Origin of the sequence: Alistipes sp. (assembly GCF_020026455.1) — a bacterium.
Taxonomy (GTDB): Bacteria; Bacteroidota; Bacteroidia; order Bacteroidales; family Rikenellaceae; genus Alistipes.
Genome location: NZ_JAHHQJ010000001.1, coordinates 133,737 through 148,075, shown reverse-complemented (window position 1 = coordinate 148,075; position 14,339 = coordinate 133,737). Strand labels below are relative to the sequence as shown.

Annotated in this window: 12 protein-coding genes; 9 read left to right on the top strand and 3 right to left on the bottom strand. The window is 59.4% G+C overall.

The window, feature by feature from the left end; all coding sequences use genetic code 11:
- Positions 1 to 4 precede the first annotated feature (4 nt).
- From QZ460_RS00575 to QZ460_RS00565, 3 genes are read left to right on the top strand one after another with little or no spacing between them, the layout of a single operon-like run.
- Complete coding sequence (locus tag QZ460_RS00575; protein ID WP_290539638.1) at positions 5 to 817, top strand: hypothetical protein; 813 nt, start codon at positions 5 to 7, stop codon at positions 815 to 817.
- 12 nt (positions 818 to 829) lie between these two features.
- On the top strand, positions 830 to 1,831 hold the full coding sequence (locus tag QZ460_RS00570) for a hypothetical protein (RefSeq protein WP_290539637.1): 1,002 nt from the start codon (positions 830 to 832) through the stop codon (positions 1,829 to 1,831).
- Between the two features lie 3 nt (positions 1,832 to 1,834).
- Positions 1,835 to 3,508 (top strand): PCMD domain-containing protein, encoded by a 1,674-nt coding sequence (locus QZ460_RS00565; RefSeq protein WP_290539636.1) that lies wholly within the window; start codon positions 1,835 to 1,837, stop codon positions 3,506 to 3,508.
- Positions 3,509 to 3,625: 117 nt separating this feature from the next.
- Here the strand turns inward: QZ460_RS00565 and QZ460_RS00560 are convergent, their stop codons facing one another.
- Genes QZ460_RS00560 through pssA form a run of 3 tightly spaced genes read right to left on the bottom strand, consistent with a single transcriptional unit; the run spans position 3,626 to position 7,283 of the window.
- Positions 3,626 to 4,318, bottom strand: coding sequence for a transglycosylase SLT domain-containing protein (locus QZ460_RS00560; RefSeq protein ID WP_290539635.1), 693 nt, complete (start codon positions 4,316 to 4,318; stop codon positions 3,626 to 3,628).
- Positions 4,319 to 4,362: 44 nt separating this feature from the next.
- Positions 4,363 to 6,507: a putative porin gene (locus QZ460_RS00555; RefSeq protein WP_290539634.1), complete on the bottom strand. Its 2,145-nt coding sequence runs from the start codon at positions 6,505 to 6,507 to the stop codon at positions 4,363 to 4,365.
- A gap of 56 nt (positions 6,508 to 6,563) precedes the next feature.
- Positions 6,564 to 7,283, bottom strand: coding sequence for a CDP-diacylglycerol--serine O-phosphatidyltransferase (pssA, locus tag QZ460_RS00550; protein ID WP_290539633.1), 720 nt, complete (start codon positions 7,281 to 7,283; stop codon positions 6,564 to 6,566).
- Positions 7,284 to 7,371: 88 nt separating this feature from the next.
- On the opposite strand from pssA, the gene QZ460_RS00545 reads away from it, so the two are divergent.
- The 6 genes from QZ460_RS00545 (at position 7,372) to pepT (ending at position 14,169) form a co-directional block, all read left to right on the top strand.
- Complete coding sequence (locus QZ460_RS00545; RefSeq protein ID WP_290539632.1) at positions 7,372 to 8,445, top strand: mannose-1-phosphate guanylyltransferase; 1,074 nt, start codon at positions 7,372 to 7,374, stop codon at positions 8,443 to 8,445.
- Positions 8,446 to 8,640: 195 nt separating this feature from the next.
- Positions 8,641 to 9,894: a UDP-N-acetylmuramoyl-tripeptide--D-alanyl-D-alanine ligase gene (murF, locus tag QZ460_RS00540; protein WP_290539631.1), complete on the top strand. Its 1,254-nt coding sequence runs from the start codon at positions 8,641 to 8,643 to the stop codon at positions 9,892 to 9,894.
- Between the two features lie 122 nt (positions 9,895 to 10,016).
- Positions 10,017 to 10,343 (top strand): nucleoside triphosphate pyrophosphohydrolase family protein, encoded by a 327-nt coding sequence (locus QZ460_RS00535; protein WP_290539630.1) that lies wholly within the window; start codon positions 10,017 to 10,019, stop codon positions 10,341 to 10,343.
- 24 nt (positions 10,344 to 10,367) lie between these two features.
- The gene (locus QZ460_RS00530) at positions 10,368 to 12,371 is read left to right on the top strand and encodes an OPT family oligopeptide transporter (protein WP_290539629.1); all 2,004 of its coding nucleotides are present in this window, start codon (positions 10,368 to 10,370) and stop codon (positions 12,369 to 12,371) included.
- A gap of 25 nt (positions 12,372 to 12,396) precedes the next feature.
- A complete protein-coding gene (locus QZ460_RS00525; protein WP_290539628.1) occupies positions 12,397 to 12,813 on the top strand; it encodes a hypothetical protein in 417 nt (138 codons plus the stop codon).
- A gap of 138 nt (positions 12,814 to 12,951) precedes the next feature.
- Positions 12,952 to 14,169: a peptidase T gene (pepT, locus tag QZ460_RS00520; RefSeq protein WP_290539627.1), complete on the top strand. Its 1,218-nt coding sequence runs from the start codon at positions 12,952 to 12,954 to the stop codon at positions 14,167 to 14,169.
- Positions 14,170 to 14,339 lie beyond the last annotated feature (170 nt).

The following is a 14,339-nucleotide window of genomic DNA, read 5'->3' as shown; positions in this document are numbered from 1 at the left end:
ACAGATGCGCAAACTATTCATCCGCACGCTCGCCCTCACACTGGGCCTCTCGGCCCCGGCACTGGCGCTGCGCGCACAGGAAACAACCGCCGTCCGAACCGAGACGGCTACGGACCAACGCCCGAAAACAATCAACGAAATGCGCCGGGAGCGCGGACTTACCGACACGCACAACCTGTTCGTGCCGAAAGGACAGTGGATTTTCGGCGGGACGGCCTCCTACTCGACACATACCAACAAAGGCTATCAGTTCCTCGTCATCGAGGGAATCAACTCGAAGGGATACACCTTCCGCGTCAGCCCGATGATCGCCTATGCCTTCCGGGACAACATGGCCCTCGGAGGACGCTTCATCTACTCGCGCACGCTGCTCAAGCTGGATAATGCCGAGCTGCATTTCGGCAACGAGGAGACGGGCACCAACATCGTGGCCCGAGACTTCTACTCACTCAAGCAGACCTATTCGGCGGCGGCAACCTGGCGGCAGTACATCCCGCTGGGACGCAACAAACGCTTCGCGCTGTTCAACGAGATGTCGCTCGTGGCCGGAGGCACCCAGGCGCGCTTTGCCAACGACTCGCCCGTGAAGGGTACCTACGAAACGGGGTACACCTTCTCGCTGGGGATTTCGCCCGGTATCGTGGCCTTCGCCACCAACAACATGGCCGTCGAAGTCAACGTCGGCGTGATGGGCATCAACTACACCCATACCAAACAGGTTCACAACCAGGTCACCGTGGGCAAGCGCAACACGAGCATGATGAACTTCAAGGTCAATATCTTCTCGATCGGCCTCGGCATGGCCTTCTATCTCTAAAAACGGCATACTATGACACGAAGCATACTCTGCACCCTACTGACCCTGATTATCGCGAGCGGCAACGCGCTGTCGCAGCCAGCCGCCGCGCCCGAAAATCCGACGGAAACAACCGCTCCGGCAGCCGCCGCAACCGACACGATCTCCTCCGAAGAGGAAACCCCGGCAAGCGGGGACGTACCCGCCGCCGAAATTCCGGACACCCAACGGGCAGTGGCGACCGACGGCCGGCAGCAATCGCAGGCCCCCGGGTCGGCGGAAGCGCAGGCGGCGCCCCGCGACCATAAGCGGTTCCTGCCCACTCGCCGCCGTATCGACCGCGAGATCAACAAACTCAAATTCGTCTACAAGGGCGAGGTGATAATGGGACTGACGGCCTCCTACGGTACGATGTCGAGCGACGACACGGACATCATGCTCATCCTCGACGGCATCAACGCCGACGGAACGGTGGCCTCGGTCAAACCCTTCATCGGCTATTTCTACCGCGACAACAACTGTCTGGGCGTGCGTTTCGGCTACCGCCACATGGACGGCAATCTCGATGCCGCGCGCTACGATCTGGGCGAAAGCAACGACGCCTCGGGCAACCTTCCGAAGGTCAATTTCAACAGCGACAACTACGCGTTCGGCATTTTCCACCGCTCCTACGCGGGCCTCGACCCCAAGGGCCGGTTCGGACTCTTCGCCGAATTCGAACTCTCGCTGTCGACCGGCTCCTCGAAGCTCTCCTACCAGCCCGACACCGCCAACGACAAGATGAAAACCACGTTCAGCGACAACACGCAGCTCAAATTGGCATTCAATCCGGGAGCCGCCGTCTACATCTTCCCCAACGTCTGCGCCACGATTTCGTTCGGACTGGGCGGCATCCAGTACACCTCCGTCACGCAGAAGGACGATGCCGGCAACAAGATCGGAACGCGCCAAGCATCGAAGATGCGTTTCAGACTCAACGTCGCAGCCATCAATTTCGGCATGACAGTACACCTGTGGGACAAGAAAAAGAGATAAATCATGACCAGATATCTGAAAACAGCACTCCTTGCAGCAACGGCGCTCCTCGCGTCGTGCATCCACAACGACATCCCCTATCCGGTCGTCGAACTCCGCATCGCCAAGGTCGAGGGACAAGGCTTCTCGGTCTCGGAAAACAACGTCACGTCGCGGACGGTCACCCTCTCGCTCGACGAAGCGACCGATATCCGCAACGTGCAGATCAACGCCGTGGGCTACGACGCCGTCATCCACAGCGTCCAACTCGACAAGGATGAGGTTCTGCAGCAGATCCGCAGCTCCCGGGAACTGACCGGCACGTTCGACCTGCGGTCGCCGATCTACACCACGCTTTCGCTCTACCAGGATTATGACTGGACGATCCGTGCCACGCAGACCATCAAGCGCCGGTTCGGCGTGACGGGACAGATCGGATCCACCCAGATCGATGAGAAAAACCGCATCGCCCGGGTTCTCGTTCCCCGCAACATCAACCTGGCCCATGTCGAGGTCACGGAACTCAAACTCGGCCCCGCCGACATCACGACCTATTCGCCCACGCTCGAGGAACTCTCGGGCAGCAGCTTCGAATCGGTGCGTTTCGTTGACGTCACCTGCCACGGAGTCACCGAGCGCTGGATGCTTTACGTGGAGGCCACCGATGTGAAGGTCGCCATCCAGACCGCCGACCTGTGGAACAATACGGCCACGGCCACCGCACTCGTCTCCGCCGAGGAGCATAACGCCGGTGCCGCCTTGGAGTACCGGTTCAAGGGCGAAACGGAGTGGCAGAAGATGACGCAGAGCAGCTATGAGGCCGGAATCCTGACGGCAACGCTCGCTCCCGAGTGGAATTCGTCGACCAACGCCCACGGGCTGGCCATTCACAACTTTGTGCCGAACAAGGGACTTTTCGCAGGCCACACCTACGAATTCCGCCTGACGGTCAAGGGAGAGCAGACCCAGCTGATCGAATACGAAGCCCCCGCGGGTAACACGATTCCCAACGGCGACATGGAGGACAGCTCGCTGAGCTGCTGGGGGCAGAACAACAAGACCGCAGAGTTCTGGGGCAGCGGCAACAACACCTTCACCAAGGGGCTCTGCACGCAGGTTTCCTTCGACGGAGGCATGCGCGCCAAACTTCAGGCTACGTCCGCCGTGGGGATCCTCGCTTCGGGCAACCTCTTCTCGGGCCCCTTCCAGAAGGACATGCTGACCCGGGGTGTCGTATCATTCGGCCAGCCCTACACCTGGAAGGCCCGCCCCAAGGCGCTGAAACTGCAATACTACGCGGAACACATCGGCATCGTCAACATCGACAAGAACTTCGGCGCCCCGCTTCACAAGGGAGACCAGGACAAGGCCCGCATCATGGTTGCCATCGTGGACTGGAAGGCCCGCCGCGAGGTAGGATCGGGCACGTCAGCCCCCACCGGAACCTGGGATCCGGAAGAGACGAATAGCCTCGAAGAGGGGCCGATCATCGCCTACGGATCGCTCTTCATCGACAAAAGTTCGACCGGCGGCAAGATGATCGACATACAGCTGCCGCTCAACTATTACGACCAGAAAGCCAAGCCGTCGGGAATGTATCAGATCGTGATCTCCTGCTCGACGAGCGCCTACGGCGACTTCATGGCAGGCTGCAACTCGAACGTCCTCTATGTCGACAATTTCGAGTGGGTCTATTAGCCGGCACGGACCATCCGAAAAAGGCGCTTCCTCCCCGGAGCGCCTTTTTCACGGCCCGCCACCAACAAAAAAGGCAGGATCCTCTGCGAGGTCCTGCCTTTAATTGTCCTGTCGCCGTTACCTTCCGGCAATACGACAGTATCTGTCGTAGCGTCCTATCACGTCGTTCACATAGGCCAGCGTCTGCCGGCTGCCGGTGAAGCGCCCGCATTTGACCACTTCGTTCTCGTAGAATTCCGGCTCGGCCTTCAGCGTAAGATACCGGGCCACGACTTCCCACGAGTTGGGGTTTTCCCCGTGCAAACGGGCCAGACGCCGCGCGTCGTTCACATGGCCGATCCCGCTGTTATACGAAGCCAGGATGATGCTCATGCGGTCTTTTTCAGGGATTCCGTCTGGAAGACGGAGCGACGTCATGATCTTTGTCATCAGCTTGTTGGCCAACCAGATATTGGTCTTCGGATCGGAGATCTCGGCCGCGGGGACGTCGAACTGACGCGCCACCGAAGGCATGATCTGCATCAGCCCGCGGGCCCCGCTGCGCGAGGAGATGTCGGGCGTGAAGCGCGATTCGTGGTAGGCGATGGCGCTCATCAGGCGCCAGTCGTGGCCCTCCTCTTCGCTGATGTTGCGAATCAGGTTGTCGTAGGCCGAAATGACATAGCTGCCCTCGGGGAGCGGAGCGTGGTGCATCTCGGCAAGTGTGTTCAGGGCGTTGTCCGTCGCGGGTGCGCTGAACTGAGCGTTGAAGCCGTAAAATGTCGTAAGAATGGTTAAGAACGCAAACGTTAATACGGTCTTTTTTAACATAAAAGGTTGTTTTGCGGGCAGCTTACACCGCGCAGAACAGCACGTCAATCATAGAATCCCCACGAGATACCGATTTTGAACATGCCCGGATTGAGCGGATAGCGAGCCGCCGAGAAATATTCTCCGTTACCGAACAGTCCCTTGTTCACATGCTGATATTTCAGGAATATCCGCATTCTCTTCCACTTTCCCATGACGAAAGCGTCCAAATAGGGGTAATTCCCCGTCTCGACCTCCCGTTGGTTGTAATACACCGACAGAGCCGGATTGTAACCGGGCGCATAATATTTGGTATTATAGCGTCCGTCCAGACCGATCTGCAGGCGCAGCACATCGCGCACGACCCAGAATTCGTAGTAATACGACAGGTAGGCGCTCAAAAGCGGAACGGGTACAACATCTTGATCCGTACTCCACTGCAACAATACCCTGTTGTCCAAATGAAGTCCGCCTAAGCGAAAATCTTTGCGAGCATACACACTCGTGAGGCTGACGTTGCCGCTGTGCTGGGCGACGTTGCTGTCCGACGCATAGTAGATCTTGTCGGAGACGACTCCCTGCCATGCCCCCGCTTCGAACGCGAAATCGGGAACCGAAAACTTGACCTCGAACCGAGTTTCATTCTCCTTGCTTAGAGGAGTATTCCATATATAATGGTTAGAGAATAGATTCTCCTGCCAGTAGGTCGGCGACCGCCGGTCCATCGTGAAGCGGCCTTCGAGAATCAGGGGGTGTCCGCGCAGATAGCCTTTCAGCGCAAGGTGCGCGCCGATCGAGAGATCTCCGCCTCTGTAGCCCGACGGGTAGAACCGGAGGGTTCCGTCCCAGTCGACATATTTCTTAATCTTTCCGCCGACAGAGCCGTAAAAGAAGTAACTCGTCTTGTTGACCTTCGTATACTTCCCCGTCAGGTAATCCTTCAGTTCGAATTGCGAATAGGTGTGCATGTCGATACCGATACCGGCGTCGATCGTTCCCACGACTCCGTTCCGGTCCCAAGGCTGCGCCTGAACGAAGAAGCGGTTCGAAATGTTCCGCTCGTAGATCGAGTCGCGCGTCTCCACGGGGTTGATGAACCAATTGTCGTAATAACGCCCCTCGGCCGAGACGAAATCGCCGTTCTCGTCCCGATGGTCCCGTTCGTTCGTATAGGGCTCGTTCCGGTCCGTATAGACCTTGCTCCACGAACTGTACTCGAACGAATGGCCGACATAGACCGCCGAGAGGTTCGCCATCGAAAAATCGCTCTCCGTCAGCCGCTGCAGCGGGATGCCGTAAGACTGCGTAACGAAGAAGGCATTGTTGCGGTAGAGGTTCCTGGCCTCGGCATCGGCCAGCCGCATCGGCACACCCGAAGGCATCTCGAAGGTCGTGTCCGCAATGGCCCATTCGCCGACCACACCGCCGTTCTCCTGCTGCTCGATGTGGTTGTTGTAGTAGCCCGCATGGACCGAATAGCGCTTGCCCGTGTGGCTGACGGCCACCGCGAGGTTATGGTTCTTGGTCCGCGACCAGACATACTGTCCGCGCGTGCCCCGCGCCTTGTAGTCGACGTTGAAACCCGTTGTCGGGGAGATGTTCTGCGCGTGCATGATGCCGAAATTCTCCTCCCGGAAACGCTTCTGCCCCGACTCCGCGTAATTCATCCGGATCATCGGCCTCTTCGTATTGTAGAAGGGCACGTTTTCCATGTTGTAGGTGTAGGCGTAGTAGGGGCTCGCAAAACTGAAGTCAAAGAACTGCGGACGCCGAAAATAGTTCAACGGCAGCGACGTCTGGCCCAGAGCCCCCTGGGCGATGTCGCCCACATCCTCCCGATAGAACGGATAGTCGATCCGGTAATCGGTCAGCGTGGTGTCCAAAGGTCCGATCTCGACACGGTTGAAATCGCGGCTCACATGCCATTTGAAGTTGTTCAGCGCGCGGATCGAGTCGTTGAAAAAATAGGACTCGAGCGGTTTGCGGATTTTCCGTTCCTTCTTGGTGGTATCCTGCGGCTGCTGATTCTCGCCATCCTCGCCTTCGGGCTGTTCGAAGGGATTGCTGCCGTAGAGGTTGCCCGTCTGGCCGTTGCGCTGGGCACGCTGGAGGGTTCTCGCGTCGAATCCCTGGGAGCGCACCGCAAGAGGTGCTGCTACAAACAGACCGAGCAGGAGCGTCAGCAATATGCGGTTCGAAATTCTCGACATGTCAGCCAAAGAGCGGAAATCCGCGGCAAATATAATTAAAAAATTTTAAATACCAACTATTCTACTTTCCCACAGCCCTTTGCCCGGCAGGCAATCCCCCGCACGAGCGAGACGAGGATGTAGAGCACGATGATCGCCGGCACGGCATAAACGCGCAGGAGGAGAGCCGTAGCGACGGCCGCGAGGATGAATCCGTAGCGCAGTTCGTTTCCCTGCCAGCCGAAGCCGTGGAATTTGAGGGCGAACATCCTCACGTTCGAAATCATCAGCAGCCCTACGACCACGGCGATGGCCACAATCGCCTCGCGCGGAAGTTCCAGTCCTCCGGTCTCGGACAGCAGCCCCAGCGACCCGCAGAGCATCGCCGCCGCCGGGCTGGGCAGCCCGCAGAACTCCGTGCGCTGCGTGTCGTCGATATTGAATTTCGCCAGCCGCAGCGCGGCGCAGGCCGTAAAGGCGAAAACAACCAGCCCCGGATAGCCCTCGGGCAACCAGATGCCGGGCATCTGCTGATAGAGCGAATACAGGATCGCCGCCGGGGCCAGTCCGAAGGAGATGTCGTCGGCCAGCGAATCGAGCTGCAGCCCGATGGGCGAACTCTGGTTGAGCAGACGCGCTGCGAAACCGTCGAAAAAGTCGAACACGGCGGCCAGAATCATCAGGCCGAAGGCCAGCTTCAGGTCGCCCCAAACCAGAGCCGAAACCACCGCTACCGAACCACAGGACAGATTCGACAGGGTCAGCAGGTTGGGTATCGTGAAGAGTTTGATTTTCATTGCCGGGGCGAAAATTTAATTTTCCAATAGGCGGCAAAGTTACTAAAATATTTTTATCTTTGTAGCAGTTAACTCCATATAATAACTCATGTCAAGCAATAAATATTGTGTTATCATGGCGGGCGGCATCGGGACGCGCTTCTGGCCCAAGAGCCGGCAGTCGAAGCCCAAGCAGTTCCTCGACATCCTCGGGACGGGAAAATCCTTCATCCGCCACACCTACGAACGCTTCGCAAAAATGATTCCCGCGGAGAATTTTCTCGTGGTGACCAACGATAAATACAAGGACCTGATCCTCGAGCACATCCCGGAGATCGGCGAAAAACAGATCCTCTGCGAACCCGTGGGCCGCAACACGGCCCCCTGCGTGGCCTATGCAGCCTACACGCTGCTGAAAAGCAACCCCGACGCCGAGATGATCGTCACCCCGGCCGATCACCTGATCCTCAACGAAGACGATTTCCGGACGATCATCGCCGAATGCGCGACCTTCGCCTCGGAGCACGACGCGCTGATGACCGTGGGCATCAAACCCACACGCCCCGACACGGGCTACGGCTACATCCAGGTCTCGGACGACAAGCTCATCAGCAAGGTCAAGTGCTTCACCGAGAAGCCCGACATCGAACTGGCGCAGGTGTTCCTGCAATCCGGCGAATTCTACTGGAATTCGGGCATCTTCATCTGGAAGGTGCGCTCGATCGTCGCAGCCTTCGAAAAATACCTCCCCGAGCACCACGCGCTGTTCAGCGGCATGATGCGCGCCATCGGAACCAATGCCGAGCGCAACGCCGTGGAGATCGCCTTTTCGGAGTGCCGCGCCATCTCGATCGACTACGGCATCATGGAGAAGGCCGACAATGTCTACGTCCGCTGCGGCGAATTCGGCTGGAGCGACGTCGGGACGTGGGGATCGGTCTACCAGCATTCGCGCAAGGACCGCTACGCCAACGCCGCGCCCAAAGAGGGCTGCTACCTCTACGACACGCGCAGCTCGATCGTTTCGCTCCCGAAGGACAAGATCGCCGTGATCAGCGGACTGAAGGAGTACATCGTCGTCGACACGGACGACGTGCTGCTGGTCTGCCCCCGCTCCGAGGAGCAGAGCATCAAGAAATTCATCGACGAAGTCAAGTTCCACAACGGCGACAAACACATCTGATCCGAGGTCGGCGACGGCTGCCGCAATCATCCCGCAACGCGCCGGGGTCCGCAGCGTCCGTCGCCGCACATCCCGACGCTCGCACCTCGGGCATTCCGCCGTCTCTGCACGGCTACACCCCACCCCTCCGCCGGGGGAGGGGCCCGGCACATGCGAGCCGCCAAGTTCAAAAACCAAACGTGCCAAAATCTTCCCATGGGCGAACTATACGAACTTTTCAACCAACATCCCCGCATCTCGACCGACACGCGCCGGATCGAGCCGGGCTCCATCTTCTTCGCCCTGCGGGGCGACACCTTCGACGGCAACCGTTTCGTCGCCGAAGCCCTCGATAAAGGCGCAGCCTGCGCCGTTGCCGACGATCCGAAGGTCACCGCGGCCTGCGGGCGGCAGCGTGTCCTGCTCGTCGACGACACGCTGAAAGCCTTGCAGGAGCTGGCCCGCCGCCACCGCAGGGCGCTCGGCATCCCGATCCTCGCCATCTCGGGCAGCAACGGCAAAACCACCACGAAAGAGTTTGTCAGCCGCGTGCTGGCCGAGCGTTTCGCGGTCTATGCCACCCGCGGCAACCTCAACAACCACATTGGCGTGCCGCTGACGCTGCTCGCCATGACCCGCGACACGGAGTTCGGCGTGGTGGAGATGGGCGCGAGCGCCTGCGGCGAACTGTCCCTGCTGGCATCGATCGCCGAGCCGAACTACGGCATGCTGACCAACATCGGCCTGGCACACCTCGAAGGCTTCGGAGGTCCGGAGGGGGTTCGCCGCGGCAAGGGCGAACTCTTCGACTTCCTGGCAGCGAACGCAGGCCGGGCCTTCGTCCCGTCCGACGACAAAATCCTGACGGAGATGGCCGCCGAACGCACCCCGCTGGCAGCCGAATATTACGCCGCATCGCTGGCCGACGGCTTCGAGCACCATCTGGAAGGCAGCTACAACCGGTTCAACATCGCGGCTGCCGTCGCCGTGGGACGCTTTTTCGCCATCCCCGACGAGGACATCCGCCGCGCCATTGCCGGCTATATCCCCGACAACAACCGCTCGCAGCGCATCGCAACACCCCGCAACACGCTCGTTGCCGACTGCTACAACGCCAATCCGTCGAGCATGCGGGCTTCGGTCGGGAATTTCCTCGCCGAGCCGCTCGAAGGACACCGGCGCCGGATGCTGATCCTGGGCGACATGCTCGAACTGGGCGACTGGTCCGAACGCGAACACGCCGCGGTCATCGCAATGGCCGCACGGGACCCCGAGGCGGAGGTGCTGCTCGTCGGGGCGGAATTTGCCAGAGCCTGCGCCGGGCTTGCGGAAAAGCCCGCCAACGTCACGCTCTGCCCCACGCGCGACGAGCTGATCTCGCGCCTGAGGCGATCCCCCGTCGAGCAGGCCCTCGTGCTGATCAAAGGATCACGCGGCATGGGGCTGGAGCAGGTGCTGGAGGAGCTCTGACCCCGGCCGGCCCCCCTCGAGCAGCGAGACCCCCCGATTTACAGGCAGGTTGCAGGGGCTTCCCGTCCAATCTTTCGAAAAAATCGTTATTTTTGTCCGACTTAACGCATAAACCCCAAACCATGACACTCAACGAATACCAGCAGCACGCCCTCGAAACGGCAATCTACCCCGAAGACCGCCGCATCATCTACCCCACGCTCGGCCTCACGGGCGAGGCGGGCGAAGTGGCCGACAAGGTCAAGAAAGTGATCCGCGACGCCCACGAGGAGTTCACCCCGGAAAAGAAACTCGAAATCGTCAAGGAGATCGGCGACGTGATGTGGTACTGCGCCACCCTCGCACACGACCTGGGCTACGAACTGGACGACGTGGCGCAGATGAATGTCGACAAACTCCGCTCGCGCATGCAGCGCAACCATCTGACAGGCAGCGGCGACAACCGGTAATCAATCTCAAAAAAACGCGCATACATGGAACCGAACAAAATCCAGACCTCACTGCCCGAGAACGCCTACCGCGAACTCAAGCCGGGCGAAACATACACGCCCGTGATGCCGCCTGCGTCCAACCCGAAGGAGGTGACGCCCTATTCGGTCACGATGGGAGTCCTGATGGCCATCCTCTTCTCGGCCGCCGCAGCCTTCCTCGGCCTCAAGGTCGGGCAGGTCTTCGAAGCGGCCATCCCCATCGCCATCATCGCCGTGGGCATGGGCTCGGTGCTGGGCAAGAAGAACATGCTGGGTCAGAACGTCATCATCCAGTCGATCGGCGCCTCGTCGGGCGTGATCGTCGCCGGAGCCATCTTCACCCTCCCGGCGCTCTACATCCTGGGGCTCGATGCCGCCTTCTGGCAGGTGTTCCTCTCGTCGCTGTTCGGCGGTCTGCTGGGCATCGTCCTGCTGATCCCCTTCCGCAAATACTTCGTCAAGGAGATGCACGGCAAATATCCCTTCCCCGAGGCCACGGCAACCACCGAGGTCCTCGTCTCGGGCGAGAAGGGCGGATCACAGGCCAAACTGCTGGCCGTGGCGGGTCTCGCGGGCGGATTGTACGACTTCGTCGTCGGCACGTTCGGACTGTGGACTGAGTCGGTATCGACGCGCATCTGCGAATGGGGCGCCGTCGCAGCCGACAAGTTCAAGGTGGTCTTCGGACTGAACACCTCGGCCGCCGTGCTGGGTCTGGGCTACATCATCGGCCTGAAATATGCCATGATCATCACCGCAGGCTCGTGCCTCGTCTGGTTCGTGATCGTCCCGGTGGTCGGCTCGCTGGCCGAGGCGGTCGACCCCGCCGCGATGATCGCCCTGCTGGGCGTCACGCGCGCCGACATCCTCGCCGACCCGCAGTCGATCTTCACCGCCGAAAACCTCTTCGCCTTCATCGGCAAGCCGATCGGCATCGGCGGCATCGCCATGGCGGGCATCATCGGCATCATCCGCCAGTCGAAGATCATCCGCCAGGCCGCAGGGCTCGCCGTCTCGGAGTTCGGAAGCGGAAAAAGCGCCGCCGCTGCCCCCGAACGCACCCAGCGCGACATCTCGATGAAGCGCATCCTCACCATCCTGATCGCCTCGCTCGTTTCGATCTTCGTCTTCTTCCACTTCGGGCTGCTCGACGGCTGGGTACAGTCCGTCACGGCCATTCTGATCGTCTTCGTCATCGCGTTCCTCTTCACGACCGTGGCGGCCAACGCCATCGCCATCGTGGGCACCAACCCCGTCTCGGGCATGACGCTGATGACGCTGATCCTCTCGTCGCTGGTGCTGGTGAGCGTCGGGCTGAGCGGCACGACGGGCATGACCGCCGCACTGGTGATCGGCGGCGTGGTCTGCACGGCCCTGTCGATGGCCGGAGGTTTCATCACCGACCTCAAGATCGGCTACTGGCTGGGCACGACACCCCGGAAGCAGGAGACCTGGAAATTCCTCGGCACGTTCGTTGCTGCGGCAACCGTAGCCGGGGTGATGATCATCCTCAACAAGTCCTACGGATTTGTGGGCGAAGGGGCGCTGGTGGCTCCGCAGGCCAATGCCATGGCAGCGGTGATTCAGCCGCTGATGACCGGCGGCCAGACCCCGTGGATGCTCTACTTCTGCGGCGCGGCGCTGGCTCTGGTGCTGACCGCAATCGGGGTTCCGGCCCTGGCCTTCGCGCTGGGCATGTTCATCCCCATGGAGCTGAACGCCCCGCTGGTAGTGGGCGGACTGGTGGCATGGTTCGTTTCGAACCGCTCGAAGGACGAAGCGCTGAACAAGGCCCGCTTCGACCGCGGCACGCTGATCGCCTCGGGCTTCATCGCCGGCGGTGCGCTGATGGGTGTGGTGAGCGCCATTCTGAAATTCGTCGGCGTCGACTGGTTTCTCTCGGGCTGGGCCTCGTCGAATGCCGCCGAATGGACGGGACTTGTGATGTACCTCGCCCTGATCGGCTACATGGGCTGGCACACGATGCAGGCAAAAAAGGAGGAGTAACTGTCAATCTCAAAAAAGTATTGCAATGAAAAATAAGATTTTACTCTATTTTGCAGGAGTCCTAACCGGCATTGCTCTGGCACTTTTGACAACTCTTTTATTTGCAAAAAACAACCTGCAAAATAACAAGACTCCGATAGAAACATATCCGGGTATCACCATATTCGACCAGCCTGCCGATACATTGAAATTCTCTCAGTTTGAAGTTTTTCAGGTAATCAAGAATAACATGGCTTTAGCTCATTGTTATGAACCAAAAAGCGAGGCATTAATAATCGAAACAGGTCCCACTGTCTTACTTATTGATGAAGACAAATATTATTATGACGATGAAATAATAAATGTCCCCCAAAGCATGCAAGCACTGCATGTCGGGGTATTTCAGTATCAAACAAATCAAGGAACGAATAAAACTATTCCTGTCATAAAAATCATGCAGTAAATCTCTAATGCCATAAATCCCTCCTTCGGGAGAGACTTAATGGGATGGGCAAAGCGACAAACACGGTGAAATACCGTGAAAACAAAACTCAGACCCAAAAAATAGTCAACAGAACAATCGACAAAACATAGAGTTCTTATGGATATCAAAGATCGTTTTCTGAAATATGTCTCCTACGACACCCAGTCGTCGGAGGAGAGCACGACATTCCCCTCGACCGAGAAGCAGAAGGTCCTTCTGGCGGCCCTGCGCGACGAGATGGAGGCCCTCGGCATGACCGAGGTCACGATGGACCAATACGGCTATGTGATGGGCACGATCCCCGCCTCGAAAGGGTGTGAGAATGCCCCCGTCATCGGGTTCATCGCCCACGTGGACACCTCGCCCGACATGAGCGGCAAGGAGGTGAAACCCCGCGTGATCGAGGAGTACGACGGTGGCGACATCGCCCTGAACGGCCAGCTCACGATGAGGGTGGCGGACTTCCCCGAACTGGCCTTTTTCAAGGGCCACACGCTCATCCACACCGACGGCACGACGCTGCTGGGCGCCGACGACAAGGCGGGTGTCGCGGAGATCATGACCGCTGCGGAATACCTGCTGACCCACCCCGAGGTGAAACACGGCAAGATCCGCATCGGCTTCACCCCCGACGAGGAGGTGGGCCGCGGCGTGGACTTCTTCGACGTGAAGGCCTTCGGCGCCGATTTCGCCTACACGGTCGACGGCGGCATGGAGGGCGAACTGGAGTATGAAAACTTCAACGCCGCGAGTGCCAGGATCGAGATCCAGGGCCGCAACGTCCACCCGGGCTATGCCAAGAACAAGATGATCAATGCCATCGACGTGGCGTGCGAGCTGCAAACGATGCTGCCCGCGGCCGAGCGTCCGCAGTTCACCAAGGGCTACGAAGGGTTCTACCACTGCGTCGGCGTGAACGGCACGGTCGAGAAGGCTTCGGTCAGCTACATCATCCGCGACCACGACGCCGAGAAGTTCGAACAGAAAAAGGTCTTCATATGGGCCGCAGTCGACCTGCTGAAAAAGAAATACGGCGACGGGGTGCTGACACTCACGCTCAAGGACCAATATTACAACATGCGCAAGATGGTCGAACCGCATCCGCAGGTGATCGACAAGGCACTGGAAGCCATGGAGATGGCCGGTGTGAAACCCCTCGTGAGACCCATCCGGGGCGGCACGGACGGCGCACGCCTCTCGTTCATGGGGCTGCCGTGTCCCAACCTCTTCACCGGCGGCATGAATTTCCACGGCAAGTTCGAATACTGCTCGCTTACGACGATGCGCAAGGCCCAGCAGGTGATCCTGAATCTGGCGACTCTCTGGGCCCGATAACGATAACCCATTGCGGCTTGACCGTCTGCAATCCGGACTGATCCGGTTGCGTTGCGCCAAGCCCCGCCCCGGGCGGAGGTTTGGAGACGGACCCGATCGGCAGTAGGCCACGGCGGAGAACTCCGACGGCAGGACTTTCGGCGGCGGAGAACATTCGGCGGAGGGAAACT

Bases quoted from the DNA above. Each gene is read 5' to 3' on its own strand.
- QZ460_RS00575 (WP_290539638.1), top strand. From the start codon at position 5: ATGCGCAAACTATTCATCCGCACGCTCGCCCTCACACTGGGCCTCTCG.
- QZ460_RS00570 (WP_290539637.1), top strand. From the start codon at position 830: ATGACACGAAGCATACTCTGCACCCTACTGACCCTGATTATCGCGAGC.
- QZ460_RS00565 (WP_290539636.1), top strand. From the start codon at position 1,835: ATGACCAGATATCTGAAAACAGCACTCCTTGCAGCAACGGCGCTCCTC.
- QZ460_RS00560 (WP_290539635.1), bottom strand. From the start codon at position 4,318: ATGTTAAAAAAGACCGTATTAACGTTTGCGTTCTTAACCATTCTTACG.
- QZ460_RS00555 (WP_290539634.1), bottom strand. From the start codon at position 6,507: ATGTCGAGAATTTCGAACCGCATATTGCTGACGCTCCTGCTCGGTCTG.
- pssA (WP_290539633.1), bottom strand. From the start codon at position 7,283: ATGAAAATCAAACTCTTCACGATACCCAACCTGCTGACCCTGTCGAAT.
- QZ460_RS00545 (WP_290539632.1), top strand. From the start codon at position 7,372: ATGTCAAGCAATAAATATTGTGTTATCATGGCGGGCGGCATCGGGACG.
- murF (WP_290539631.1), top strand. From the start codon at position 8,641: ATGGGCGAACTATACGAACTTTTCAACCAACATCCCCGCATCTCGACC.
- QZ460_RS00535 (WP_290539630.1), top strand. From the start codon at position 10,017: ATGACACTCAACGAATACCAGCAGCACGCCCTCGAAACGGCAATCTAC.
- QZ460_RS00530 (WP_290539629.1), top strand. From the start codon at position 10,368: ATGGAACCGAACAAAATCCAGACCTCACTGCCCGAGAACGCCTACCGC.
- QZ460_RS00525 (WP_290539628.1), top strand. From the start codon at position 12,397: ATGAAAAATAAGATTTTACTCTATTTTGCAGGAGTCCTAACCGGCATT.
- pepT (WP_290539627.1), top strand. From the start codon at position 12,952: ATGGATATCAAAGATCGTTTTCTGAAATATGTCTCCTACGACACCCAG.